We start from the raw sequence: 22,242 nt of genomic DNA, 5'->3' as shown, positions 1-22,242 counted from the left end.
CCACGGCACGCAGCCCCGGCGGCGATACTTCACCCGTGGTCACGCCGCACACGGGGTTCGCCTACCTCGACGAGCCGGGGACGGTCCTCGCCTTCGCCCACCGCGGCGGCGCCTACCACCCCGAGATCGAGGGTCTGGAGAACACCCTGGCGGCGTTCCGGCACGCCGTGGCGCTCGGCTACGGCTACCTCGAGACCGACGTGCACGTGACCAGCGACGGGGTGCTGCTGGCCTTCCACGACTCCGTGCTCGACCGGGTCACCGACCGGCGCGGTGAGATCGCCGCGCTCACGTTGGCGCAGGTCCGCGAGGCGCTGGTGGCCGGGCGCGAGGCGGTGCCGACCCTGGCCGAGCTGTTCGACGCCTTCCCCGCCGCCCGCTTCAACATCGACCTCAAGTCCGAGGGTGCGGTCGCGGCGCTGGCCGAGTTCGTGGCGGCGCGGGGGGCCTGGGACCGGGTGCTCGTCGGCTCGTTCTCCCGGGCGCGCACGGGACGGTTCCGTGCGCTCACCGGGGGCCGGGTGCCGACCTCCGCGACGCCGCTGGAGATCGTCGCGTTCCGGCTGCTGCCCAGCGCCCGGCTCGCGGCCTGGGTGACCCGGCGCCGGTTCGCGGCGTTCCAGGTGCCCCACCACCGGTCCCGCCTGCGCATCGTCACGCCCGGCTTCGTGCGCCGCGCGCACGCCGCCGGCCGGCACGTGCACGTCTGGACGATCGACGACGCCGACGAGATGCGTGCCCTGCTCGACCGGGGCGTCGACGGCATCTTCACCGACCGCACCGACATACTCAGGGACGTCTTGACCGAGCGCGGCCAGTGGACGACCAGTGGAGGGACGTGACATGAGCGTCGAGGGCATCGCCGACCTGGGCCCGCTCCAGCGCGCGCGGGAGCAGAAGGCCTGGTACTGGTACGACTGGGCCAACAGTGCCTTCGTCACCACCACCGCGGCGGTGCTGTTCTCGCCGTACCTCACCTCCGTCGCCGAGAAGGCCGCCTGCGGCCGGGCGACCGACGAGGACGCGGGCTACAAGTGCACCACCGACCTCCACGTCCTCGGCATCGGCATCTCGGCGGGCTCGCTGGTCTTCTACATCGTCACGATCAGCACCATCCTCTCGGCGGTGATCCTGCCGGTCGTCGGCGCGATCGCCGACCGCAGCTCGAGCAAGCCGCGGCTCCTCGGGGGCTTCGCCTGGGCCGGCTCGCTGACGGCCATGCTGATGTTCTTCGTGACCGGGTCGCAGTGGCAGCTCGGCGCCGTGCTGCTGCTGGTCGCCACGCTCTTCCTGGGCGCCAGCCTGGTGGTCTACGACTCGATGCTGGTCGACATCGCCGAGCCGGACGACCGGGACCGGGTGTCCTCCCGCGGCTGGGCGCTGGGCTACCTGGGCGGCGGCCTGCTGCTCGCGGTCAACTTCGTGCTGCTCTCGGTGATGAGCGACACCGAGATGGCGGTGCGGATCAGCCTGCTCAGCGCGGGCGTGTGGTGGGCGGCCTTCACGATCATCCCGGTGCGGGGTGTCCGCTCGAGACCGCCGGTCAACCCCGACGCCGAGCGCGGCGGGCTCCTGCAGGCCAGCTTCGGGCAGCTGTGGCACACCCTGCGCGACCTGCGGCGCTACCCGGTCACCTTGACCTTCCTGGTCGCCTACCTGTTCTACAACGACGGCATCCAGACCGTGATCTACGCCGCCTCCGTGTACGGCGAGAAGCAGCTGGGCTTCGAGAAGAGCACCGTGCTGCTGGCCTTCCTGGTGGTGCAGTTCGTGGGCATCGGCGGCGCCCTCGGCTTCGGCCGGATCGCCCGGAAGCGCGGCGCGTACCGCGTCATCCTGGTCGGTCTGTTCGTGTGGCTGGCGGTCGTCGTGGCCGGCTGGCTCACACCGGACGGCAACTTCCCGCTCTTCCTCGCCCTGGCGATCGGGATCGGGGTCGTGCTCGGCGGGACCCAGGCCCTGTCCCGGTCGTTCTACAGCCAGCTGATCCCGCGCGGGCGGGAGGCGGAGTACTTCTCCCTGTACCAGGCGTGCGAGCGCGGCACGAGCTGGATCGGGACCCTGGTCTTCGGGGTGGTCCACCAGTGGACCGACTCCTACCGGCCCGCGCTGCTCGCCCTCGTGCTGCTCTTCGCGGTCGGCATCGTCTTCCTCATGCGGGTGGATCCGCGCCGCGGCATCCAGGAGGCGGGCAACCCGCTCCCCCAGGTGGTCTGAACCGACCGGGCGGCGCACCCGTACTCCCTGAGAAGGTGCTATGAAGGTCGAGCCGGTGACCGGCTCCGGAATCTTCCCTGCGTCCCGACCGTTGGTGGTTGAGACGGACCGAAACCGGGTACCACCCGACCTGGGACCTGCTGCGTCGTCGTCGTGCCACGTGCCGTCACGATCGCCGCACCTGTCCGTCTCGGACATGCACACGGGGGACGACAAGATCGGGAGGTGGCTCATGGCGGAGCGGACGCTGCGCGGAGCCCGGCTGGGAGGCCAGAGCTTCGAGGACGAGCGCGGGATCGAGTTCGCGGCTCGTCAGCAGGTGGGATACCGGTGCCCCCAGGGGCACGAGTTCGAGATCACCATGTCGGTCGAGGCCGACGTGCCGGCGGTCTGGGAGTGCCCGCGCTGCGGTGCCGAGGCGCTGAGCGTCTCGGGCATCCAGCCGGAGGCGAAGGCCGAGAAGCCGGCGCGCACCCACTGGGACATGCTGCTGGAGCGCCGGTCGGAGAAGGAGCTCGAGGACATCCTCAAGGAGCGGCTGCAGCTGCTCCGCGACGGTGAGATCGGGCCGGCCCACCTGCACCGCGTCAACCAGAAGAAGAGCCGCGCCTCGGCCTGAGGCTCCGGCCCGGCGACGCCTCAGTCGTCGACGACCTCGCCCCGGACCACGGGCCCCTGCGGCTCGGGTCCGGGGCCGGTCACGTCCAGGACCAGTCGCCGCGCGACGGCGCTGGCCAGGATCCCCCGGAACAGCGGCCGCGTGAACGGCAGCACCAGGAGGATGCCGAGGACGTCGGTGACGAACCCCGGCGCCAGCATCAGCGTCCCACCCACCAGGATCAGCCCGCCGTCCGCGATCTCGGTGGACGGCAACCGGCCCTCCTGCACCGAGTCGCGCAGGTTGCGCCACGCCCGGCCGCCCTCGTGCCGCAGCAGCCACGCCCCGAGCAGGCTGTCGGCGACCAGGAGCAGGATCGTCCACCAGGCGCCGATCACCTGGCCGACCTGCACGATGACGTAGATCTCCAGCAGGGGCACCAGGACGAAGGCCGTCACCATGGCGAGCGGGAGGAGCCGCCGACGACGACGCGGGCTCATCGAGAGCTCACCGCCGCCAGGCCCGACGCAGTTGGTCGCGCCGCTCGCGCATGCCCCAGGCGGTGATCCGGCGTAGCGACTCGGACGCGACCGCGCCGCTCATCTTGGAGTCCCCACGCACCCGCTCGACGAACTCGATCGGGACCTCGCGCACCGTCAGCCCGGCGGCGAGGGTGCGGGCGACCATGTCGGTCTGGAACACGTAGCCGGTCGAGTGGACGGAGTCCAGGTCGATCTTCTCCAGCGTCGTGCGGCGGAACAGCCGGTAGCCGGCGGTCGCGTCACGCACCGAGATGCCCAGCAGCATCCGGACGTAGAGGTTGCCGCCGCGCGAGAGCAGCTCACGGCGTACCGGCCAGTTGACCACCGAGCCGCCCGGCACCCACCGCGAGCCGATCACGAGGTCGGCGTCGCGCAGCGCGGCGAGCAGCCGGCCGAGCTGCTCGGGCTGGTGGGAGCCGTCGGCGTCCATCTCCCCGACCACGTCGTAGCCCGCGGCCAGCGCGACCCGGAATCCGTGCAGGTACGCCGCTCCCAGGCCCTCCTTCCGGGTGCGGTGGAGCACCGAGACGGCCGGGTCGGCCGCGGCCAGCTCGTCCGCGACCGCGCCGGTGCCGTCGGGTGAGCCGTCGTCGACGACGAGCACGTCGAGGTCGGGCTGGGCGGCGCGCAGCCGCCCGACGATCCAGGCCAGGTTGACCGCCTCGTTGTACGTCGGGATGACCATCACGACGCGGCCGAGACCGTCCACGCTGCGCTCGTCTCGCCGGTCCTCGCTCACCGAGGTCGCTCCTCTCCGGGTGCCGCTTCGTCACCCAGCGGTTCGACGCCGGCCGGGCTTGCCGCGACGGCGAGGCTGGCACCTGCGCGGTCTCCCGCGGCCTGCCGTCGGCCCGCACCGTACGACACCCGGGATGAACGGATGCTGAGGACGAGCCCCACGACGGTCAGGGCGAGCATCAGCCGACCGGTCCAGGGCCCGATCCGCACGGCCGGGGTGATGCTGGAGTCCAGGCCGACGGTCGCGACGAGGGCCGCCTGGGTGCGGGGCGCGGCGCTCGCCACCACCGAGCCGTCGGGTGCGATGACGCCGGACACGCCGTTGGTCGACGCGACGACCACCGTGCGGCCGGTCTCCATCGCCCGCACGCGCGTGATCGCGAACTGCTGCTCGATCTGGTCGGTGTGGATGAACGTCGCGTTGCTGGTCTGCACCGTCACCAGCTGGGCACCGCGTTTGACCTGGTCGTAGAGGACGTCGTCGTAGGCGATGTCGAAGCAGATGGCGTCGGCGACCGGCACGCCCGCGACCTGCAACGGCGTCCGGCGGGTGCCGCTCTCCATGTCGCGGGCGACGATCGCGAGCCGTCCGAACTGGCGGCTGAAGAACTCGCGGGCGGGGATGTACTCCCCGAAGGGCACCGGGTGCCGCTTGGTGTAGCGCTCACCCGCACCCGTCACCGGATCCCACACGATCCCCTGGTTGAGCACGTGGTCGGGACCCGCGTCGACGATGGCCCCGACGACGATCGGCACGCCGATCGCCTGGCTGGCAGCCCAGATCGCACTGTTGGTCTGGGCGTCGCGGAACGGGTCGATCGCCGTGGAGTTCTCCGGCCACAGCACGAAGTCCGGCTCGGGCCGGGTCCCGGCGGCGACCTCCGCGGCCAGCTGGCTGGTGACGTCGACCTGGTTCTGGGTGACCTGGCGGAAGTCGTAGAGGATGTCGTCGCCGTCACCGGGCACGTCACCCTGGATCGCCGCGACGGTGATGGACGACTCCGGGGTGGCGCGCCACGGCGCGGCGACCGGCACCAGCGCCACGAGGACGAGGGCCGCGAGCAGGCCGCCGGCCAGCAGCCGCTCCCGGCCACGGGAGACGACCAGCCAGGCCAGCAGCGTCCCGCTGAGGGCGAGCACGAAGCTCACTCCGACGCCCCCGATCCAGGGCAGGGCACGGGCGACCGGGGTGTCGATGACGGCGAACGCCAGGCGCCCCCAAGGCATGCCGCTGAACGGCCAGCCACTGCGCCACACCTCGACGGCCGTCCACGCGGCGGCGACCCACAGCGGCCACAGCCGGTGCCGGGTCAGCACCGCGGTGAGCGACCCCAGGACGCCCAGGAACGCCGCCTCGGCGGTCGCCAGCGCGAGCCAGGCGTCGGTGCCGACCGCTCGCATCCAGACGATGAGGACGAACTGGAAGCCGATCCCGAAGGCGAGGCCGGGGACCCACCCTGACCGCAGGCGCAGGCCCCGGCAGGAGAGGACGAACCCGGCGACCGCGAACGGGATGAGGATCGGCGCCGCGACGGGCTCGAACGCCAGGGACAGCGCCACGCCGGAGACGACGGCGAACACGACCCGCAGCAGCACGAGACGAAAATACCTGGCCGTCCCCCGAACCGTACGGCGAGTGCACGAGTTCGGGAGGGAACCGCACCCTTCGGACCAGCCCTCCCCCAGCCGGCTACCAGGACCGGGCTGTTGTCTAGGGGACGCAGTTCCCTCCCGAGCCCGCCCTCGGGGGCGGACCGACCTCCGCGAACCAGGTCGGACGGATGGCTGGCACTCCCACCCTCCGACACGGCCACTCGGACGTCGGTCCGCCGGCCACGATCTGCATGGGCGAACGGCGGCCACCTTGGTCGGTGCGCGCCCCGTCGTCAAGCCCTGGCTGACCTGCGCAGATGCGCGAAGGCGCAGGTCAGGGCCGGGGTCGCGGAACGGCAAAATCCCGTCGATTTCCTGCCTTGCCCGGCGTGTCGGGCGCGACGCGCCGGGGCCACGGCGGGTCCGGCGGTCAGCCCGGGACGACGACGGTGCCGGTGGCGGTGGTCGCCACGACGGGCTCCGCCAGCATCCGAGCCGCGCCGGGCCGCTCGGCCGACGCCTCTCCGCGCGCGACGACCCGGACCTCGAACTCCATCACCCGGGACCGGCGACCGACCCGGACGAGCTCGCAGGTCACCTCGACGACGTCGCCGGCGCGCACCGGTGCCCGGAACTGCACGTCGGAGTACGACGCGAACAACCCCTCGTCGCCGTCGGTCCGGATGCACATCTCGGTCGCCACGTCACCGAACAGGCCCAGGCTGTAGGCGCCGTCGACCAGGTTGCCGGCGTAGTGGGCGTGCGAGTAGGGCACGTAGCGGCGGTGCACCACGGTCGTGCCGGCGGTGGGTGTCTGCTCCTGGGTCATGCCGTCCCCTTCAAGGTCACGAGCCGGTGCACGAGGTAGGACGCCACCTCGCCGGGCGTGGTGCCGCGGGTGAAGACCCGGTCGACCCCGAGCTCGGCCGCCATCGTCTCGTCGAAGCGCGGCCCGCCGACGACGAGCAGGGGGCGGCGGTCGGTCGGATAGGCCTCCCGGAACGCCGCCGACATCTCGCGCGTGTTGAGCAGGTGGGCGTCGCGCTGGGTGACGACCTGGGAGACGAGCACGGCATCGGCCCTCTCCTCCCGGGCCCGCTCGACCAGCTGCGGGACCGACACCTGCGCTCCGAGGTTCACGACCTTGAGCTCGCGGTAGTACTCCAGGCCCTTCTCGCCGGCGAACCCCTTGACGTTGAGGATGGCGTCGATGCCCACGGTGTGCGCGTCGGTGCCGATGCAGCCGCCGACGACGACCAGCCGGCGACGCATCGAGCGCTTGACCGCGGCGTTGACCTCCTTGGGGGTCAGCAGCGGGTAGTCCCGCTCGACGACCTCGACCTTGTCGAGCTCGACGAGGTGGTTGACCCGGCCGTAGACCACGAAGAAGGTGAAGTCGGGCCCCATCGGCTTGGCGTGCACCACCAGCGCGGGGTCGATCCCCATCTTCTTGGCCAGCTGCGCCGCGCCGCCCTCGGCGACCTTGGAGTGCGGCACCGGGAGCGTGAAGCTCACCTGCACCATGCCGTCGCCGGTGGTGTCGCCGTACGGGCGGACGACGGAGCTCACGACCTCGCCTCCAGGATCTCGGTGGCCGGGTTGTAGTACGCACGCGACTTGCGCGCCACGCCGTCGAGCCCCTTGCCCCCGCCGGGCGGCCGCTTCATCAGGCCGAACGTGCCGTCGGCGATGGCCGCCAGCAGCGGCGGGTCCCCCGCCTCGTCGGAGTCGTGGACGATGTCCTCGAGCAGGTCGATGGTCTCGGCGAGCACCTGGCGCGCCCGCTGGACGATGAATCCGTCGTGGGCGGGGCGGAAGTCCTCGTGCAGGTTGCCCGCGGCGTTGAGCACGTAGCGCACGTTCTGCAGGGCGAGGTCACGGTCGGAGAGCCACGGGGTGACGACCGCCTCCGTCATCATGCCGACCAGGAGGATGCCCTGACCGGTGAGCCCACCGACCAGGTTGAAGAACCCGTCGAGCAGGTAGCCGCGGAAGACGTCGCCGGTCATGTGCCGGGTCGGCGGCATCCACTTCAGCGGCGCGTCGGGGAACAGCTCGCGCGCGAGCAGCGCGTGTGCCAGCTCGAGACGGAAGGAGTCCGGGACGTCGGGGTCGATCTCGAAGGCGTGGCCGAGCCCGAGCTGCCAGTCCTCGAGGCCGGCCTCCTTGGCGAAGTACTCGTTGAGGAGCTGGCTGGTGGTGACGGTGTGAGCGGCCTCGATCGCGTCGGCGGTGGTGAGGTAGTTGTCCTCGCCGGTGTTGATGATGATCCCGGCCCGGGCATGCACCTGGCGGCTGAACCGCTGGTCGACGAAGGTGCGGATCGGGTTGATATCGCGGAACAGGATCCCGTACATCGAGTCGTTGAGCATCATGTCCAGCCGCTCGAGACCGGCCAGCGTCGCGATCTCCGGCATGCACAGCCCGGACGCGTAGTTCGTCAGTCGGACGTAGCGACCCAGCTCCTTGCTGGTCTCGTCGAGCGCGGCCCGCATCAGCCGGAAGTTCTCCTGGGTCGCGTAGGTCCCCGCGAAGCCCTCACGGGTCGCGCCCTCCGGCACGAAGTCCAGCAGGCTCTGCCCGGTGGAGCGGATCACCGCGATCACGTCGGCGCCCTCGCGGGCCGCGGCCTGGGCCTGCGGGATGTCCTCGTAGATGTCGCCGGTCGCGACGATCAGGTAGATCCACGGCTTGCTCGGCGCGTCCCCGATGCGGCGGACCAGGCGCTCCCGCTCCGCGCGGCGCGCATCGATCCGCCTGATGCCGCGGCCCACCGCCTGCCGCGAGGCGCGCGCGGCCCGCTCGGCGTCCTTGCCGGTGGGCAGACGGAAGGTCACCGACCCGGCTGAGGCCTTCTGGGCGAGCGTGGCCAGGTCGTCGGCCTCCCCGCGCACCAGCGCGTCCCAGACGGGCAGCGCGACCCCGTGGGCCAGACCGCCGTCGGCGGCCAGGTCGGCGCGGACCACGTCCACCAGGCGGTTGACCCACGGCGTGCCCTCGGGATCGGCGCCCTCGAGGCCGGCCAGGCGCAGCGTCGCGCGCTCCACCGAGACGGTGGTGTGCTTCCTGGCCATCGTGACGATCGGCCGGCCCGCCCGGCGGGCCAGCGACCTGGCCTTGCGGACGGTGACCGGGTCGAGGTCGAGCTTGCCTCGGGTGCGAGCCATCTACAGCCTCCGATCGAAGAGCGTGCGGACCCCCGGAGTCTCCCGCAGCAGCTCCAGGGCGTACGCCGCGTGGCCCGGCGCGTAGCCGTTGCCGACCAGCATCGTCACGTCGGCTGCGAGTCCCTCGGCGCCCAGGGCGGCAGCCGAGAAGGACGTGGCCATGGAGAAGAACACGACCGTCCCGCGGTCCGCCGTGGCCAGGATCGCGCCGCCCTCGCAGCCCGGGACGTCGACGCACACGACCGTGACGTCGGCCGGTCCCCCGGCCGCGGTGACGGCGTCGCGCAGCGCGATCGGGTCGCGGGCGTCGGCCACGACCACCTCGTCGGCCAGGCCGGACCCGCGCAGCAGGTCGGCCTCGGCGTCGTGCGGCACCACCCCGATCGTGCGCCGCGCCCCGGCCCTCCGGGCGGCGGCCAGGCTCAGCGAGCCGGACTTGCCGGCGCCGCCGACGACGGCGACGACCGGGGCCGACCCGGCCCGGGCGTAGCCGTCGACGACCCGGGCGGTGAGCGCAGGAGCGCCGCACACGTCCATGACGGCCAGGCTCAGCTCCGCGGGCAGGTCGTCGGGGAGGACCGCGGCCACCGACCGGCCGAACAGCACGGCGTACCCGTCGCAGGGCACCTGCTCCCCCAGCCCGTCCCAGCGGGCCAGGTCGTCCTCGATCACCAGCGGCGTCAGGGTGAGCGAGACCAGGGTGGCGACCCGGTCGCCCACGGCGAGGCCGAGCGGCGACGCCGGGCCGACCTCCTCGACGGTGCCGACCAGCATCCCGCCGGACCCGGTCTCGGGGTTCTGCATCTTGCCGCGGGTGCGCACGATGTCCAGCACCTCGGCCCGCACGGCCGACCCGTCCCCCGCGTGCTTGCGCTCGAGCTGGCGGAACGACGCGGCGTCGAGGTTGAGCCGCTCGACGCGCACCCGCACCTCGTCGGGCCACAGCTCGCGACGGGTGTCGAGCCGCTCGGCGGCCTGGGGCAGCCGGACGGTGTCGTCGAGCACCCGGTGCAGTCCGGTGGGGTCGCTGGTCGTCACGAGTCGTCCTTCTCGAAAACGGGTGTTGTGCAGGAAAACATGCGGCGCGGTATTCGACATGCCGGATGATCTTCTCCTACTCTGGCAGAGGTGGCGTGGCCCACACAAACGACCCGCCCGAGGAGGACACACCCATGAGCATCTCGACCTCGTTCGCCCCGCCCGTCGAGGCCGACACCGGTCAGCCCTACCCGTACCGGCGCACCGAGCTGCTCGAGCCGGACTGGACCCGGTTCCCGGGGTGGGCGGCCGTCACGGCCGCCGAGTGGGAGTCCGTGCAGTGGCAGCGCGCGCACTGCGTCAAGAACGTGCGGCAGCTGCGCGAGCTGATGGGTGACCTGCTCGACGAGCGGTTCTACGCCGACCTCGAGCGCGACCAGGCCGAGCGGGCCACGATGTCGATGCTGGTGCCGCCGCAGATGATGAACACGATGGTCCCCGACGTCGACCCGGCGGGACCGGGCTCGCTGACCGAGGCCTTCTACGCCGACCCGGTGCGCCGCTACATGATCCCCGTCTTCTCCGACCGGCGCACCGACTGGCCGTCGCACCCGCACGCGACCCGCGACTCGCTGCACGAGCACGACATGTGGGTCACCGAGGGCCTGACCCACCGCTACCCCACCAAGGTGCTGGCCGAGCTGCTGCCGACCTGCCCGCAGTACTGCGGCCACTGCACCCGGATGGACCTGGTCGGCAACTCCACCCCGACGATCGACAAGCTCAAGCTCGTCGGCAAGCCGGCCGACCGGCTCGGCGCGATGCTCGACTACCTGCGCCGTACCCCGCAGGTCCGCGACGTGGTGGTGTCCGGCGGCGACGTGGCGAACATGCCGTGGCCCCGGTTGGAGGACTTCCTCACCCAGCTGCTGGAGATCGAGAACATCCGCGACGTCCGCCTGGCCACCAAGGCGCTGGTGGGACTGCCGCAGCACTGGCTGCAAGACGACGTCCGGGCCGGCATGGAGCGGGTCTCCGGGACGGCGCGCTCCCGCGGGGTGTCGATCGCCATCCACACCCACGCCAACCACGCCAGCTCGATCACCCCGCTGGTGGCCCGCGCCTCGCGCGCGATGCTCGAGGCCGGCGTCCGCGACGTGCGCAACCAGGGGGTCCTGCTGGCCGGCGTGAACGCCGAGCCGCACGCCCTGCTCGACCTGTGCTTCCGCCTCCTCGACGGCGCGCAGATCATGCCCTACTACTTCTACATGTGCGACATGATCCCGTTCTCGGAGCACTGGCGGGTCTCGGTCGCCGACGCCCAGCGCCTCCAGCACCACATCATGGGCTACCTGCCCGGCTTCGCCACCCCGCGCATCGTCTGCGACGTGCCGTTCGTCGGGAAGCGCTGGGTGCACCAGCTCGCGTCGTACGACACCGAGCGCGGCATCTCCTACTGGACGAAGAACTACCGCACCTCGATCGAGGCGGCCGACGCCGAGGCGCTGACCCGCACCTACGAGTACTACGACCCGATCCACACCCTCCCGGTCGCCGGGCAGGAGTGGTGGGCCCAGCACTCCGACCTCGACACCTCGGCGCTCAAGGCCGCCGAGGTCGCCGAGGCCTCGCGCCGCACCGCCGCCCTCCAGGCCTGGTAGTCGCGCGGCCGGGAATTGCCGCGTTTGGTCACCAACCGCAGGTGGGAGCGCTCCCGATCTGCGGTTGGTGACCAAACGTGCGCATTCCTGCGCGCCGCCGCGCCCCGGCGTGGCGCGGGTGTCAACTGACCGGGCGGCCCTCGTACGGGGTGGAGAGCACGATGGTGGTCCGCGTGGAGACGTTGGCGGCGGCGCGGATGCGGGCGAGCAGGTCCTCCAGGGCGGTCGGGCTGGCGACGCGCACCTTGAGGATGTACGACTCGTCGCCCGCGACCGACCAGCACGACTCGATCTCGGGGATGCCGCGCACCCGCTCGGGAGAGTCGTCGGGCTGGGAGGGGTCGATCGGCCGGATCGAGATGAAGGCCGTGAGCGGCAGGCCGAGCTGCTCGTGGTCGACCGTCGCGGTGTACCCGGTGATCAGGCCGCGCGACTCCAGCCGCTTGACCCGCTGGTGGACCGCCGAGGTGGAGAGGCCCGTGGCCCGGCCGAGGTCGGTGAACGACATCCGACCGTCCTGGACGAGCAGCTCGATGATCTTCTGATCGGTGCCTTCGAGCTCTGACTGGGTCACGCGGACAGGGTAGCGGCGCGTGGCAGGATGCGGACGTGACTGTCCAGCCCGGTCGACTGATGCTCCTCGACACCGCGTCGCTCTACTTCCGCGCCTTCTTCGGGGTCCCCGAGATCACTGCCCCGGACGGGACGCCGGTCAACGCCGTGCGCGGGCTCCTGGACTTCATCTCCAGGCTCGTGGGCGACTACCGGCCCAGCGATCTGGTCTGCTGCTGGGACGACGACTGGCGGCCGCAGTGGCGCGTCGACCTGCTGCCGACCTACAAGGCCCACCGGGTCGCGGCCGAGCGCACCGGCGCTCCGGACGTTGAGGAGGTGCCGGACCCGCTCGAGGTCCAGGTGCCGATCATCCGCGAGGTCCTCGACGCCTTCGGCATCTGCGTGGTCGGCGCGGCCGGCTACGAGGCCGACGACGTGATCGGGTCGTTCGCAGCGCAGGCGCGTCAGCCCGTCGACATCGTGACCGGCGACCGCGACCTCTTCCAGCTCGTCGACGACGACCGCGACGTCCGCGTGCTCTACATCGCGCGCGGCGTCGGCAACCACGAGCGGGTGACCAACGAGTGGGTGCGCGGCAAGTACGGCATCGACGCCCACCAGTACGCCGACTTCGCCACCCTGCGCGGCGACGCCTCCGACGGCCTCCCCGGCGTGGCGGGGATCGGCGAGAAGACGGCCGCAACGCTGCTCGGCCGGTTCGGGGACATGGACGGGATCGTGGCGGCAGCGCTGGACCCGGACGCGGACATGGGGCCGGGCCCGCGTGGGAAGGTCAAGGCCGCCGCGGCGTACCTCGAGGTCGCCCCGCAGGTCGTGGCGGTCGCCCGCGACATCGACCTCGGCTCCCCCGACACCTCCCTGCCGCCCGAGCCGAAGGACCTGCCGCGCGTCGCGGAGCTCGGCCAGCGGTGGGGCATCGAGTCGCCGGTCCAGCGGCTCACCGACGTCCTCTGCGCCCTCTAGCGCAGCATCTCGTCGACGACCAGCGAGGCCGCCGACGGGCAGCCCTTGGTGAACCCGTAGAACGGGCCGAAGTCGCGGGTGGCGAGGAAGCCGACGGCGTACAGGCCCGCCAGGCTGGTCTCGAACCCCTCGGAGAGGTCCGGGAACCCGTCGGTCGAGTCCACGTGGTCGAGCACCCCGGCCAGGTACGGCACCCGCGCGACGTCGGGTCGGTAGCCCGAGGCGAACACCACGTGGTCGACGTCGAGCACGTCGCCGTCGGAGAGCGTGAGGGACACCGGCCCCTCCCCCGCGACGGCCGTCACCTCGCACTCGGGGTGCCGGTGGACGACCTCGGGACGGAGCCGCGGGACCAGCCAGTGCTCGAGCGTGAGCCGACCGACCGCCCAGAACTCCTGGCCGATCGCGGCGCGCTGGTCGGCGGTCAGCTGCCGCCACCACCCACGCACGGCGAGGGTCTGGTCGACGTACGGGTCGACGAACCGCCAGCTGACCCGCTCGAACGCCGGCGTGGGGTGCCGGTGCACCACGTCCACTCGCTCGGCGCCGTGGTCGCACAGCAGCGCCGCCCACTCGTAGGCGCTCTGCCGGCCGCCGATCACCGCGACCCGCGCCCCGGCGAGGTCGTCGAAGGTGACCCGGTCAAGCGTGTGCGACCGGCGCTCCGGCGGCACCTGCGCGTGCCAGTCGGGCAGCTGCGCGAAGTACCCGACACCGGGTGCGACCACGACCCGGTCCGCCTCGATGACCGTGCCGTCCTCCATCGTCGCGACGAAGGTGTCACCGGGCTTGGTCAGGTCGGCCACCATCCGGGGGTCCGGGACCACGCCCTTGCCGGCCGCGAACCAGTCCGCGTGGTCGAGGAAGACCGCGATCGGGATCGGGTCGAGGTCGGCCCGGTCGAGGCCCCGGTCCTCCACGAACGCCTCGAAGGTGAGCTCGCCGGCGGCGTCGAGGTGCCAGTCGGTCCCCGAGCGCAGGAACATGTCCGTCGGCATCTTGTCGCGCCAGAACGAGAGGGGCCGACCGACGACGGTCGTCGCGATGCCGCGGTCGCCGGCTCGCGCCGCGACCGAGTACGCGTAGGGGCCGGCACCGACGACGAGCAGGTCCGAGCGGGTGTCCGCCATGGCGGGCACGGTACGCCGTCACCCGGGCGTCCGTACGGTGGTTGACATGACTCGTGTCGCGATCGTCGGTGGCCACGGCCAGGTGGCCCGCCAGCTCGTCCACGTCCTGCGCCGGGCCGACCACGACGTGGTCGCGCTCGTGCGCCGCGAGGAGCACCGCTCCGAGCTCGAGGGACGGGGCGCGCAGGTGCGGCTGCTCGACATCGAACGGCAGGACGCCGCAGACTTCGCGACGGCGTTCGCCGGCTGCGGTGCCGTCGTGTTCGCGGCCGGCGGTGGCCCCGACGGCAACATCGAGCGCAAGCGCACCGTCGACCTCGAGGGGTCGCTGAAGTCCGCCGACGGCGCCCGGCTGGCGGGGATCGACCGGTTCGTCCAGGTCTCGGCCATCGGGGTCGACGACCCGCTGCCGGCGGACACCGGCGACGTGTGGCGGGCGTACGTCGAGGCGAAGCGCGACGCGGACGCTGCGCTGCGCGCCAGCAACCTGGCCTGGACGATCATCCGTCCCGGTCGGCTGACCGACGACCCGGGCACCGGCCGGGTCGCGCTGGGGCCGGATGTCGCCCGCGGCGAGGTGACGCGTGCGGACGTCGCCGCCGTGCTCGCCGCCGTCCTCGACGCTCCCGACACCGTCGGGAAGCAGTGGAACCTCGTCAACGGCGACGTGCCGATCGAGGTCGCCGTTCACTCCTCGTCGTCGGCCAGCGAGGAGTAGGCGACCACCCCTCGCCGGAGGCGGCGCACGACCTCGCGGGCGGTCTCGCGCACCCGACCGGGGCCGGCCGCGTCCGCGACCTGCCCGGCGAGGTCGACCAGCTGCTTCATCCACCGCACGAAGTCGCCGGCCGCGAGGTCGCTGACCAGCAGCACGTCGTCGAGCTCGTCGCCCTCCGCCCAGCGGTAGGCGACCCAGGAGAAGCCGAGGTCGGGCTGGCGCAGGAAGTCCAGGCGGTGGTCGCGCTCGAGGGCGTCCAGCGTCCCCCACAGGTGGACCATCTCGCCGATCACCTCGCGGACGCCGCCGCCGGGGATGCGCGGTGCCGAGGCGTCGTCGGGCCGCCGTGCCTCGAACACCAGGACGGAGAGGGCGGCCGCGAGACCCGACGGGTCGAGGTCGTCCCACAACCCCGTGCGCAGGCACTCGGCGGCGACCAGGTCGAGCTCGGAGTAGATCCGCATCAGGTGCCGACCCTGGTCGGTGACCTGCTCCCCGTCGAGGTAGCCCAGTGCCGTGAGGACCTCGCAGACCCGGTCGAACTGCCGGGCCACCGTGTTGGTGCGCTGCTCGACGCGACGCTGGAGCGTGCGGGCGTCCCGCTCGAGCTTGAGGTAGCGCTCCGCCCACCGGGCGTGGTCCTCGCGCTCCGGGCAGTCGTGGCAGGGGTGCGCACGCAGCTGGGACCGCAGCGCCGCGATCTCGTCGTCGACGTGGCTGCGCGAGCGGTCGGCCCGGTCGCCGGCCCGGCGGGGCAGCGCCGGGTCGAGGTCACGGGTGCGCTCCCGCAGGGCGGACGCCAGGTCGCGGCGCATCTGCGGGTTGCGGCCGTTGAAGGTCTTCGGGATCCGGAGCCGGGCCTGCGCCACGACCGGTGTCGGGAAGTCGATGAGCGCGAGCCGGCGCGCCTGCCGGTCCGCGGTCACGACGTACGGCCGGGGCCCCTCGGGGGACCATCCCGGGTCGACGACCACTGCCCAGCCGGCGAACTTGCCGGTGGGCACCGAGATGACGTCACCGGGCCTGAGGGCGCGCAGGGACTCCACCGCCTCCTCGCGCCGGTCGGCCTTGCGAGCGCGGCTGGCGCCCTTCTCGGCCTCGTTGATCCGGCGACGCAGATCGGCGTACTCCATGAAGTCGCCACGGTCGCAGGTCGCCGCCTCCCGGTAGCCGGCGAGCGCGTCCTCCGCCTTGCGCAGCTGGCGGGCCAGGCCGACGACGGCCTTGTCGGCCTGGAACTGGGCGAAGGACTGCTCGAGGAGCTCTCGCGAGCGGGACCGTCCGAACTGGTGCACCAGGTTGACCGCCATGTTGTACGACGGCCGGAACGACGACCGCAGCGGGTAGGTGCGGGTCGACGCGAGGCCGGCGACCTGGCGCGGATCCATCCCCGGCTGCCAGAGCACGACCGCGTGCCCCTCGGTGTCCAGGCCGCGCCGCCCGGCGCGACCGGTGAGCTGGGTGTACTGACCCGGCGTGATGTCGGCGTGGCTCTCGCCGTTCCACTTCGACAGCTTCTCGATCACCACGGTGCGGGCGGGCATGTTGATGCCCAGCGCCAGCGTCTCGGTCGCGAAGACCACCTTGCAGAGGCCGCGGACGAACAGCTCCTCGACGACCTGCTTGAAGGCCGGCAGCATCCCCGCGTGGTGGGCCGCGACGCCGCGGGTCAGCCCGTCGAGGAAGTCGTGGTAGCCGAGCACCTGGAGGTCCTCGGACGGCAGGTGGGCGCACGCGGCCTCGACGTGCTCGTAGATCGCGTCGCGCTCTGCCGGGGTGGTGAGGCGGACGCCGGCCGACAGGCACTGGGTGACCGCGGCGTCGCAGCCCACGCGGCTGAAGATGAAGACGATGGCGGGCAGCAGCGCCAGGCGGTCGAGCTGCTCGATCGCGTCCGGTCGGCTCGGGATCCAGACCCGGCGTCCGTTGCCCACCTGACGGCCCGGAGCGTGCTTGCTGGTCCCCCGCCGGTTGCGGTCGCGCGGGGAGCGCCGGTCCCTGACCCGCGTGCTCGCCCAGTCGTCCCGGGCGACCTTGAGGAGCTCGTCGTTGACCGGTGCTCCCTCCTTGACGAAACCGGCGGCAGCGTCGACGTCGGAGGAGGCGAACAGGTCGAGCACCCGGCGTCCCACCATCACGTGCTGGTAGAGCGGGACGGGGCGGCGCTCCTCCACGATCGTCTGCGTGTCGCCGCGCACCGTCTGCAGCCACTCGCCGAACTCCTCGGCGTTGGACACGGTCGCCGACAAGGAGACGAGCGCGACGGACTCGGGCAGGTGGATGATCACCTCCTCCCACACCGCCCCCCGGGAGCGGTCGGCGAGGTAGTGGACCTCGTCCATCACCACGAAGCCGAGACCCAGCAGCGTGCGGGAGCCGGCGTACAGCATGTTGCGCAGCACCTCGGTGGTCATCACCACGATCGGCGCCTCGCCGTTGACGACGTTGTCGCCGGTGAGCAGCCCGACCTGGTCGGGGCCGTAGCGGGCGACCAGGTCGTTGAACTTCTGGTTCGACAGCGCCTTGATCGGCGTGGTGTAGAAGCACTTGCGCCCGGTCTGCATCGCCAGGTGGACCGCGAACTCCCCGACGATCGTTTTGCCGGAGCCGGTCGGGGCAGCGACGAGCACGCCTCGACCGTCCTCGATGGCCCGGCAGCCCTCCAGCTGGAACTCGTCGAGCGCGAAGTCGTAGAGCGCCTGGAAGTCGCGGAGCACCGGGTGCTGGCGGTGCCGGCGGTAGTCGGCGTACCGCTCGGACGGGCTGAGGTCGTCCGCCGTGCTCATGCCCTCCAACCTACGCGAGCACCGTCAACGCTCCCGGGGCGCACTCGACGGTCAGCGGCAGCGGCCCGAACCGCTCGCCGTCGGCGTAGGAGACGATGCCCGGCGCCGCCACCGTCACGCTGCGGACCAGGTGGTGCTCGTAGGCCGGATGCGTCGTGTGGGTGCCCTTGAACAGCTTCGGGTAGGTCCGGATCAGCCCGGGCTTGGACATCGGCTTGATGATCACCACGTCGAGCATCCCGTCGTCGAGGACCGCGCCCTCGGTGATCCGCAGGCCGCCGCCGAAGGACGGGCCGTTGCCGACCGCGACCAGCATCGCCTCCAGGGTGTGGGTGACGCCGTCGAGCTCGAGCGTGTACGGGATCGGCTCGAAGGTGCGCAGCTCGGCGAGCGTGGCGATGTTGTAGCGCATCTGCCCCTTGGGCCAGGTCATCTTGTTGGCGCGCTCGTTGACGATGGCGTCGAACCCGGCGGCCAGGACCGTCACGAAGTGCTGGGTGCCGCTCCGGGCGAGGTCGACCGTGCGGGTGGTGCCGGGCAGCAGGCGCTCGGCCGCCGCGACCGGGTCCTTGCGCGGCAGGTCGAAGTAGCGGGCCACGTCGTTGCCGGTGCCGGCGGCCACCAGGCCCAGCGGGGTGCCGGTGCCCGCCACGGCCTGCACACCGATGTGGACCATGCCGTCGCCGCCGACCACGACCAGCGCCTCGGTGCCTGCCGAGACGGCCTCCCGGGCCAGGTCGAGCGCCTCGTCGGCGTCGCGGCCCTGCAGCGCGCGGACCGCGACACCGGCTGCTCGCAGCCGCTCGGTCGCGGCGTCCCGGAAGCGCGCGCCTCGCCCCTTCCCGGCGGTCGGGTTGGTCAGCATCGCGATCTCACGCAGGGTCACGCCGTGAGATTAGGGCAACCTGGCCCCGTCCGCGCCGATCCGGAGCAGGACGCTGTAGCGGTCGGGCGAGGCGCCGACCGCCTTGGCCAGCCGGGCCAGGGCGTCCAGGGCCAGGTCCGCGGTGAACCGGGTGCCGGGGACCGCGAGGGTGAGCCGGTCCGACGGTCGGACGAGCAGGACCTGGCCGTGCCGCCAGGCCTGGTGGGCGTCGTGACGGACGTCCTGGTCCGCCACCGGGCGCGGGTACGCCACGTCGACCGCGAGCAGGTCGCAGGGCACGGGCTGGTGGCCGCTGCCGGACAGCCGGCCGGGGACGGCGTGCCCGGTCCGCAGGCCGGCATCGGCGGACCAGGTGACCTCCTCCTCGCCGAGCCAGTCGGGCAGGTCGAACGGGTCGACCCGCCTCACCGGCCACTCCTCCCGAGATCGCGCGTCACAGGGGCGAGACCTCGTCGTCGTCCCACTGGGCGGTGCTGTCCCGGCCACGGCCGCGGGAGCGGTCGACCAGTCGCGCGATGACCTCCGCCACGAGGAAGAGCACGAGCATCGGGATGCCTAGCATCAGCATCGAGAACGGGTCGGTCGACGGGGTCGCCACCGCGGCGAACACGAACACGCCCAGGATGATCCAGGGTCGGTACTTGCCCAGCGCCCGCCCCGACACGACGCCGGCGAGGTTGAGCATGATGACGAACAGCGGGATCTCGAACGCGATGCCGAAGACGAGCAGCATCCGCGTGATGAAGGAGAAGTACTGGGTGAACTCGACCAGGGTGGTCGCGGTGTCCGGGGCGAACTGCAGCAGCACCGCGATCCCGGTCGGCAGCACGTAGTACCCCGTGGCGACGCCGAGGAGGAACAGCGGACCGGCGATGGCGACGAAGGTGCGGGTCCACTTCTTCTCGCTCGGGTGCAGGCCGGGCATGATGAACGCCCAGATCTGGTAGAGCCAGTACGGGCTCGCGACCACGATCGCGGCCACTCCGCAGAGCTTCAGCTGGAGCATCAGGCCGGCCGTGACGCCGTTCAGGACGATCTCGGACTTGGTGCCGGGCTGCAGCCGGGGCAGCGCCTCCTTGTACGGCGCCTCGATCAGGCGGAGCAGGTCGTCGTAGAAGAACAGCGCCAGGCAGAACGCGAGGACGAGCGCGAACGCCGAGCGCAGCAGCCGGGCGCGCAGCTCTCGGGCATGGTCGGAGAGCGCCATCCTGCCGTCGGGCCCGACCGGGTGCCGGGGGCGGCCGGAGAAGTAGTCGAAGACTCCGCTGACGGACACGGTGGGCGGCGAGCGGCGCTGGGGGTCAGACGCCGCTGTCGGGGTGGTTCAGGCGGTCACGCTCGGCGTCGATCTCGGCCTGGCGACGGTCGAGCTCGGCCTGCCGCGACTCCAGCTCGCGCTGCCGTGCGGTCTCCTCCGGGGTCAGCTGCTGGGCGGTCGTGGTCGACTCCGCGGGTGCGTCGTCGTCGTCGTCCATCAGGCCCTTCGTCTCGGCCTTGAAGATGCGCAGGGCCCGACCGCTCCCGCGCGCGAGGTCGGGGAGCTTCGTCGCACCGAAGAGCAGGATGACGACGAGGAAGATCAGGAGCAGCTCAGGGGTGCCGAGGCTGCCGATGAGAGGGAGCATGGTGTTCCTCACGTACGCGGTCGGAGATGTTCATGGTACGCCCCGGGGATCGGCGGGCGTCAGCGGTAGAGGTCGAGGGCGGCACTGGCCTGGGCCACCACGGTCTCCTCGACGCCGGGCGGGGTCACCACACGTGCGTGGGGCGCCAGGCGCAGCAGCAGCCGCTGCAGCCAGCGCTCGTCGGCGATGAGCAGGTCGACCTCCAGCGCGCCGCGAGGCCGTTGCCGGACCGCCTCCACCGGGTAGTACTCGACGATCCAGCGCGCCTCGGGCTCCAGGTGCAACGTCACCGGCGTCGTCGCCCCGGCGGTGAACAGTCCGGCCGCGAGGTCGCGCGGTGGCTCGGGGTCGGTGGTGATCGGCTGCTGGAGGACCTCGGCGGACTGGATGCGGTCGACCCGGAAGAGGCGAGGCGCACGCGCGGTGTGGCACCAGGCGTCGAGGTAGCGGAACCCGTGGGCGGTGACGACCCCGCGCGGGTCGACCGTCCGCTCGGAGACCTGGTCTCGCGAAGGGGCGAAGTAGGTGAGACGCACCTGGCGTCGCGCCGCGGCGGCCTCGGTGAGCTCCCGTTCGAGCCGGGTCGTGTCGACCCGGCGGGCCGGCTCCTCCCCCGGGTCGATCTGCGGCGCTGCCGAGCCCTCCGCGGCGGCGGCCTCGAGCTTGGCGAGCGCGCGGTCGACCACCTCGCGGGTCTCTGCTCCGGCACCGGCCCGCAGGGCGCGGAGGGCGACGATGATCGCCGTCGCCTCGGTGGGCGTGAGTCGCAGCGGGCGGGCGAGGTAGTCGGCGTTGGAGACCCGGATCACCCCGTCCGCCTCGGGCCCCTCGAGGGCGTCGAGGTCGACGTCGATCAGGTCGTCGGGGTAGCCGCCGGGCAGGCCGCACATCAGCAGCACCTTGAGGTCACCGAGCAGCTGCTCCGGGGTGACCCCGAGGACCCGGGCCGCCTCGTCGAGACGCACCTGCCCGTCCGCGCCGCCCCGGGCATGGAGGTAGGGCACCAGGGTGAGCAGGCGCGCCACCTGGTCCTTGGCCCCCGAGGCCCCCGAGGGCTGCGGGGTGCTCATGCGGAGAGCTCCGTCACGGCGGTGAGCCGGCGCACGACCTCGTCGCGCAGCGCGGGGGGCTCCTCGACGTACACGTCGGCGGCGTAGCCGAGGACCTCGTCGGCCGCCCCCTCCCCCGGCCGGTCCAGCACGACGCGGTCCCACCCGGTCCGGTCGTCGGGTCCGGGCACGCCGGTCTCCACCGACACCGCGTCGCGGCGCAGCGCCAGGCCCGTGTCCTCGCGGACCAGCAGGACGACGCGCGTGGGCGTCGGCGCCGGCGCCAGGCGGCGCGTCGTGGCCCGCACGTCCGTGCCGGGCGGGACCTCGAACGAGCCCGGACGGCCGGCCTTGCGCGCCTCGCCCTGGACCCGGGACAGCCGGAACACCCGCTCCTCCTCACGGTCGGTGTCGAAGCCCACGACGTACCAGCGCCCGGAGTAGCGCACCACACCCCACGGCTGGAGATGCCGGGTCGTGGTCGTCGTGGCGCCGGACCGGCGGTAGCCGAACTCGACCGGAGTGCGCTCCTGCACGGCCTCCCAGAAGACGTCGAACGACGGCTCGTCGGCGCTCAGCCGGGGCTGCGCGATGTCCAGGGCGCCGACGTCGGTCGGCACGCCGAGCGCCGTCAGCTTGCGGACCGCCTCCGTGGTGGCGTCGGCGAGCCGGGCGTGCTCCCACACCCGGGTCGCCAGGCCGATCACCGCGGCCTCGTCGGCGCTCAGCGAGATGTCGGGCAGGGCCAGCTCGTCGGGCCGGACCCGGTAGCCCGGCTCGTCGTCGAAGTAGGCGTCCATGCTGCCGACCTCGATGGGGACGCCGAGGCTGCGCAGCTCCTCCTTGTCGCGCTCGAACATCTTCTCGAACGCCTCGGTGCTCGCGCCCGGGTAGAGGATCTCGCGGATCCGCTCCTTGGGCACGTAGTACCGCTGCACGAGCAGCATGATGAGCAGGTTGAGGAGCCGCTCGCTCTTCCGCGCCGCCATCCCGCCTCCTGTGGGTCCCGAGCCCG

At 72.4% G+C, this 22,242-nt stretch carries 22 protein-coding genes; 6 read left to right on the top strand and 16 right to left on the bottom strand.

Features of this window, described 5'->3' with window-relative positions; translation table 11 throughout:
- Nucleotides 1-35: 35 nt before the first annotated feature.
- The 3 genes from ACILRH_RS07580 (at nucleotide 36) to ACILRH_RS07570 (ending at nucleotide 2,836) form a co-directional block, all read left to right on the top strand.
- Complete coding sequence (locus ACILRH_RS07580) at nucleotides 36-842, top strand: glycerophosphodiester phosphodiesterase (protein ID WP_395692044.1); 807 nt, start codon at nucleotides 36-38, stop codon at nucleotides 840-842.
- Between the two features lies 1 nt (nucleotide 843).
- Nucleotides 844-2,217, top strand: coding sequence for an MFS transporter (locus ACILRH_RS07575; protein ID WP_395692042.1), 1,374 nt, complete (start codon nucleotides 844-846; stop codon nucleotides 2,215-2,217).
- Nucleotides 2,218-2,449: 232 nt separating this feature from the next.
- Complete coding sequence (locus ACILRH_RS07570; protein ID WP_395692101.1) at nucleotides 2,450-2,836, top strand: RNA polymerase-binding protein RbpA; 387 nt, start codon at nucleotides 2,450-2,452, stop codon at nucleotides 2,834-2,836.
- 20 nt (nucleotides 2,837-2,856) lie between these two features.
- Here the strand turns inward: ACILRH_RS07570 and ACILRH_RS07565 are convergent, their stop codons facing one another.
- The 7 genes from ACILRH_RS07565 to ACILRH_RS07535 all read right to left on the bottom strand — a co-directional run bounded on the left by ACILRH_RS07565 (nucleotide 2,857) and on the right by ACILRH_RS07535 (nucleotide 9,893).
- Nucleotides 2,857-3,315: an FxsA family protein gene (locus tag ACILRH_RS07565; protein WP_395692040.1), complete on the bottom strand. Its 459-nt coding sequence runs from the start codon at nucleotides 3,313-3,315 to the stop codon at nucleotides 2,857-2,859.
- Nucleotides 3,316-3,322: 7 nt separating this feature from the next.
- Complete coding sequence (locus ACILRH_RS07560) at nucleotides 3,323-4,042, bottom strand: polyprenol monophosphomannose synthase (RefSeq protein WP_395692099.1); 720 nt, start codon at nucleotides 4,040-4,042, stop codon at nucleotides 3,323-3,325.
- Between the two features lie 50 nt (nucleotides 4,043-4,092).
- Complete coding sequence (gene lnt, locus ACILRH_RS07555; protein ID WP_395692038.1) at nucleotides 4,093-5,691, bottom strand: apolipoprotein N-acyltransferase; 1,599 nt, start codon at nucleotides 5,689-5,691, stop codon at nucleotides 4,093-4,095.
- A gap of 427 nt (nucleotides 5,692-6,118) precedes the next feature.
- Nucleotides 6,119-6,517, bottom strand: a complete 399-nt coding sequence (locus ACILRH_RS07550) for a hotdog domain-containing protein (RefSeq protein ID WP_395692037.1) — start codon at nucleotides 6,515-6,517, stop codon at nucleotides 6,119-6,121.
- Nucleotides 6,514-7,257, bottom strand: a complete 744-nt coding sequence (locus ACILRH_RS07545; protein ID WP_395692035.1) for an OAM dimerization domain-containing protein — start codon at nucleotides 7,255-7,257, stop codon at nucleotides 6,514-6,516. Before ACILRH_RS07545 ends, ACILRH_RS07550 begins: the two co-directional genes overlap by 4 nt.
- Nucleotides 7,254-8,855: a lysine 5,6-aminomutase subunit alpha gene (locus ACILRH_RS07540; RefSeq protein WP_395692033.1), complete on the bottom strand. Its 1,602-nt coding sequence runs from the start codon at nucleotides 8,853-8,855 to the stop codon at nucleotides 7,254-7,256. Before ACILRH_RS07540 ends, ACILRH_RS07545 begins: the two co-directional genes overlap by 4 nt.
- Nucleotides 8,856-9,893, bottom strand: coding sequence for an L-erythro-3,5-diaminohexanoate dehydrogenase (locus ACILRH_RS07535; RefSeq protein WP_395692031.1), 1,038 nt, complete (start codon nucleotides 9,891-9,893; stop codon nucleotides 8,856-8,858).
- 134 nt (nucleotides 9,894-10,027) lie between these two features.
- On the opposite strand from ACILRH_RS07535, the gene ACILRH_RS07530 reads away from it, so the two are divergent.
- The gene (locus tag ACILRH_RS07530) at nucleotides 10,028-11,494 is read left to right on the top strand and encodes a KamA family radical SAM protein (RefSeq protein WP_395692030.1); all 1,467 of its coding nucleotides are present in this window, start codon (nucleotides 10,028-10,030) and stop codon (nucleotides 11,492-11,494) included.
- A 121-nt stretch (nucleotides 11,495-11,615) separates the two neighbouring features.
- Here ACILRH_RS07530 and ACILRH_RS07525 read toward each other — a convergent pair whose 3' ends face one another.
- Nucleotides 11,616-12,068 (bottom strand): Lrp/AsnC family transcriptional regulator, encoded by a 453-nt coding sequence (locus ACILRH_RS07525; protein ID WP_395692028.1) that lies wholly within the window; start codon nucleotides 12,066-12,068, stop codon nucleotides 11,616-11,618.
- Between the two features lie 59 nt (nucleotides 12,069-12,127).
- Between ACILRH_RS07525 and ACILRH_RS07520 the strand changes: the two genes are divergently transcribed.
- Nucleotides 12,128-13,033: a 5'-3' exonuclease H3TH domain-containing protein gene (locus ACILRH_RS07520; RefSeq protein WP_395692098.1), complete on the top strand. Its 906-nt coding sequence runs from the start codon at nucleotides 12,128-12,130 to the stop codon at nucleotides 13,031-13,033.
- Here ACILRH_RS07520 and ACILRH_RS07515 read toward each other — a convergent pair.
- Entirely contained in the window at nucleotides 13,030-14,163 is a 1,134-nt protein-coding gene (locus ACILRH_RS07515; protein ID WP_395692026.1) for an FAD-dependent oxidoreductase, read from the bottom strand. The genes ACILRH_RS07520 and ACILRH_RS07515 overlap by 4 nt on opposite strands.
- Nucleotides 14,164-14,209: 46 nt before the next feature.
- Between ACILRH_RS07515 and ACILRH_RS07510 the strand changes: the two genes are divergently transcribed.
- The gene (locus ACILRH_RS07510) at nucleotides 14,210-14,881 is read left to right on the top strand and encodes an SDR family oxidoreductase (RefSeq protein WP_395692025.1); all 672 of its coding nucleotides are present in this window, start codon (nucleotides 14,210-14,212) and stop codon (nucleotides 14,879-14,881) included.
- Here ACILRH_RS07510 and ACILRH_RS07505 read toward each other — a convergent pair.
- Genes ACILRH_RS07505 through ACILRH_RS07475 form a run of 7 tightly spaced genes read right to left on the bottom strand, consistent with a single transcriptional unit; the run spans nucleotide 14,851 to nucleotide 22,216 of the window.
- A complete protein-coding gene (locus ACILRH_RS07505; RefSeq protein ID WP_395692024.1) occupies nucleotides 14,851-17,667 on the bottom strand; it encodes a DEAD/DEAH box helicase in 2,817 nt (938 codons plus the stop codon). The genes ACILRH_RS07510 and ACILRH_RS07505 overlap by 31 nt on opposite strands.
- A 10-nt stretch (nucleotides 17,668-17,677) precedes the next feature.
- A complete protein-coding gene (locus ACILRH_RS07500; RefSeq protein ID WP_395692022.1) occupies nucleotides 17,678-18,553 on the bottom strand; it encodes a diacylglycerol kinase in 876 nt (291 codons plus the stop codon).
- A 9-nt stretch (nucleotides 18,554-18,562) separates the two neighbouring features.
- Nucleotides 18,563-18,961 carry a hypothetical protein gene (locus tag ACILRH_RS07495; RefSeq protein ID WP_395692020.1) on the bottom strand — a complete coding sequence of 133 codons (399 nt, stop codon included), beginning with the start codon at nucleotides 18,959-18,961 and terminating at the stop codon, nucleotides 18,563-18,565.
- A gap of 25 nt (nucleotides 18,962-18,986) precedes the next feature.
- Nucleotides 18,987-19,829 carry a twin-arginine translocase subunit TatC gene (gene tatC / locus ACILRH_RS07490; RefSeq protein WP_395692018.1) on the bottom strand — a complete coding sequence of 281 codons (843 nt, stop codon included), beginning with the start codon at nucleotides 19,827-19,829 and terminating at the stop codon, nucleotides 18,987-18,989.
- 25 nt (nucleotides 19,830-19,854) lie between these two features.
- The gene (gene tatA, locus ACILRH_RS07485) at nucleotides 19,855-20,178 is read right to left on the bottom strand and encodes a Sec-independent protein translocase subunit TatA (RefSeq protein ID WP_395692017.1); all 324 of its coding nucleotides are present in this window, start codon (nucleotides 20,176-20,178) and stop codon (nucleotides 19,855-19,857) included.
- Nucleotides 20,179-20,237: 59 nt separating this feature from the next.
- Nucleotides 20,238-21,248 carry a helix-turn-helix transcriptional regulator gene (locus ACILRH_RS07480; protein ID WP_395692015.1) on the bottom strand — a complete coding sequence of 337 codons (1,011 nt, stop codon included), beginning with the start codon at nucleotides 21,246-21,248 and terminating at the stop codon, nucleotides 20,238-20,240.
- On the bottom strand, nucleotides 21,245-22,216 hold the full coding sequence (locus ACILRH_RS07475) for a helix-turn-helix transcriptional regulator (RefSeq protein ID WP_395692013.1): 972 nt from the start codon (nucleotides 22,214-22,216) through the stop codon (nucleotides 21,245-21,247). Before ACILRH_RS07475 ends, ACILRH_RS07480 begins: the two co-directional genes overlap by 4 nt.
- Between the last annotated feature and the right edge of the window lie 26 nt (nucleotides 22,217-22,242).

This window comes from Nocardioides sp. (assembly GCF_044226765.1).
Classification (GTDB): Bacteria; Actinomycetota; Actinomycetes; order Propionibacteriales; family Nocardioidaceae; genus Nocardioides.
Note: the sequence above shows the minus strand (reverse complement) of the source record. Positions and strands in the feature narration are given on the sequence as shown.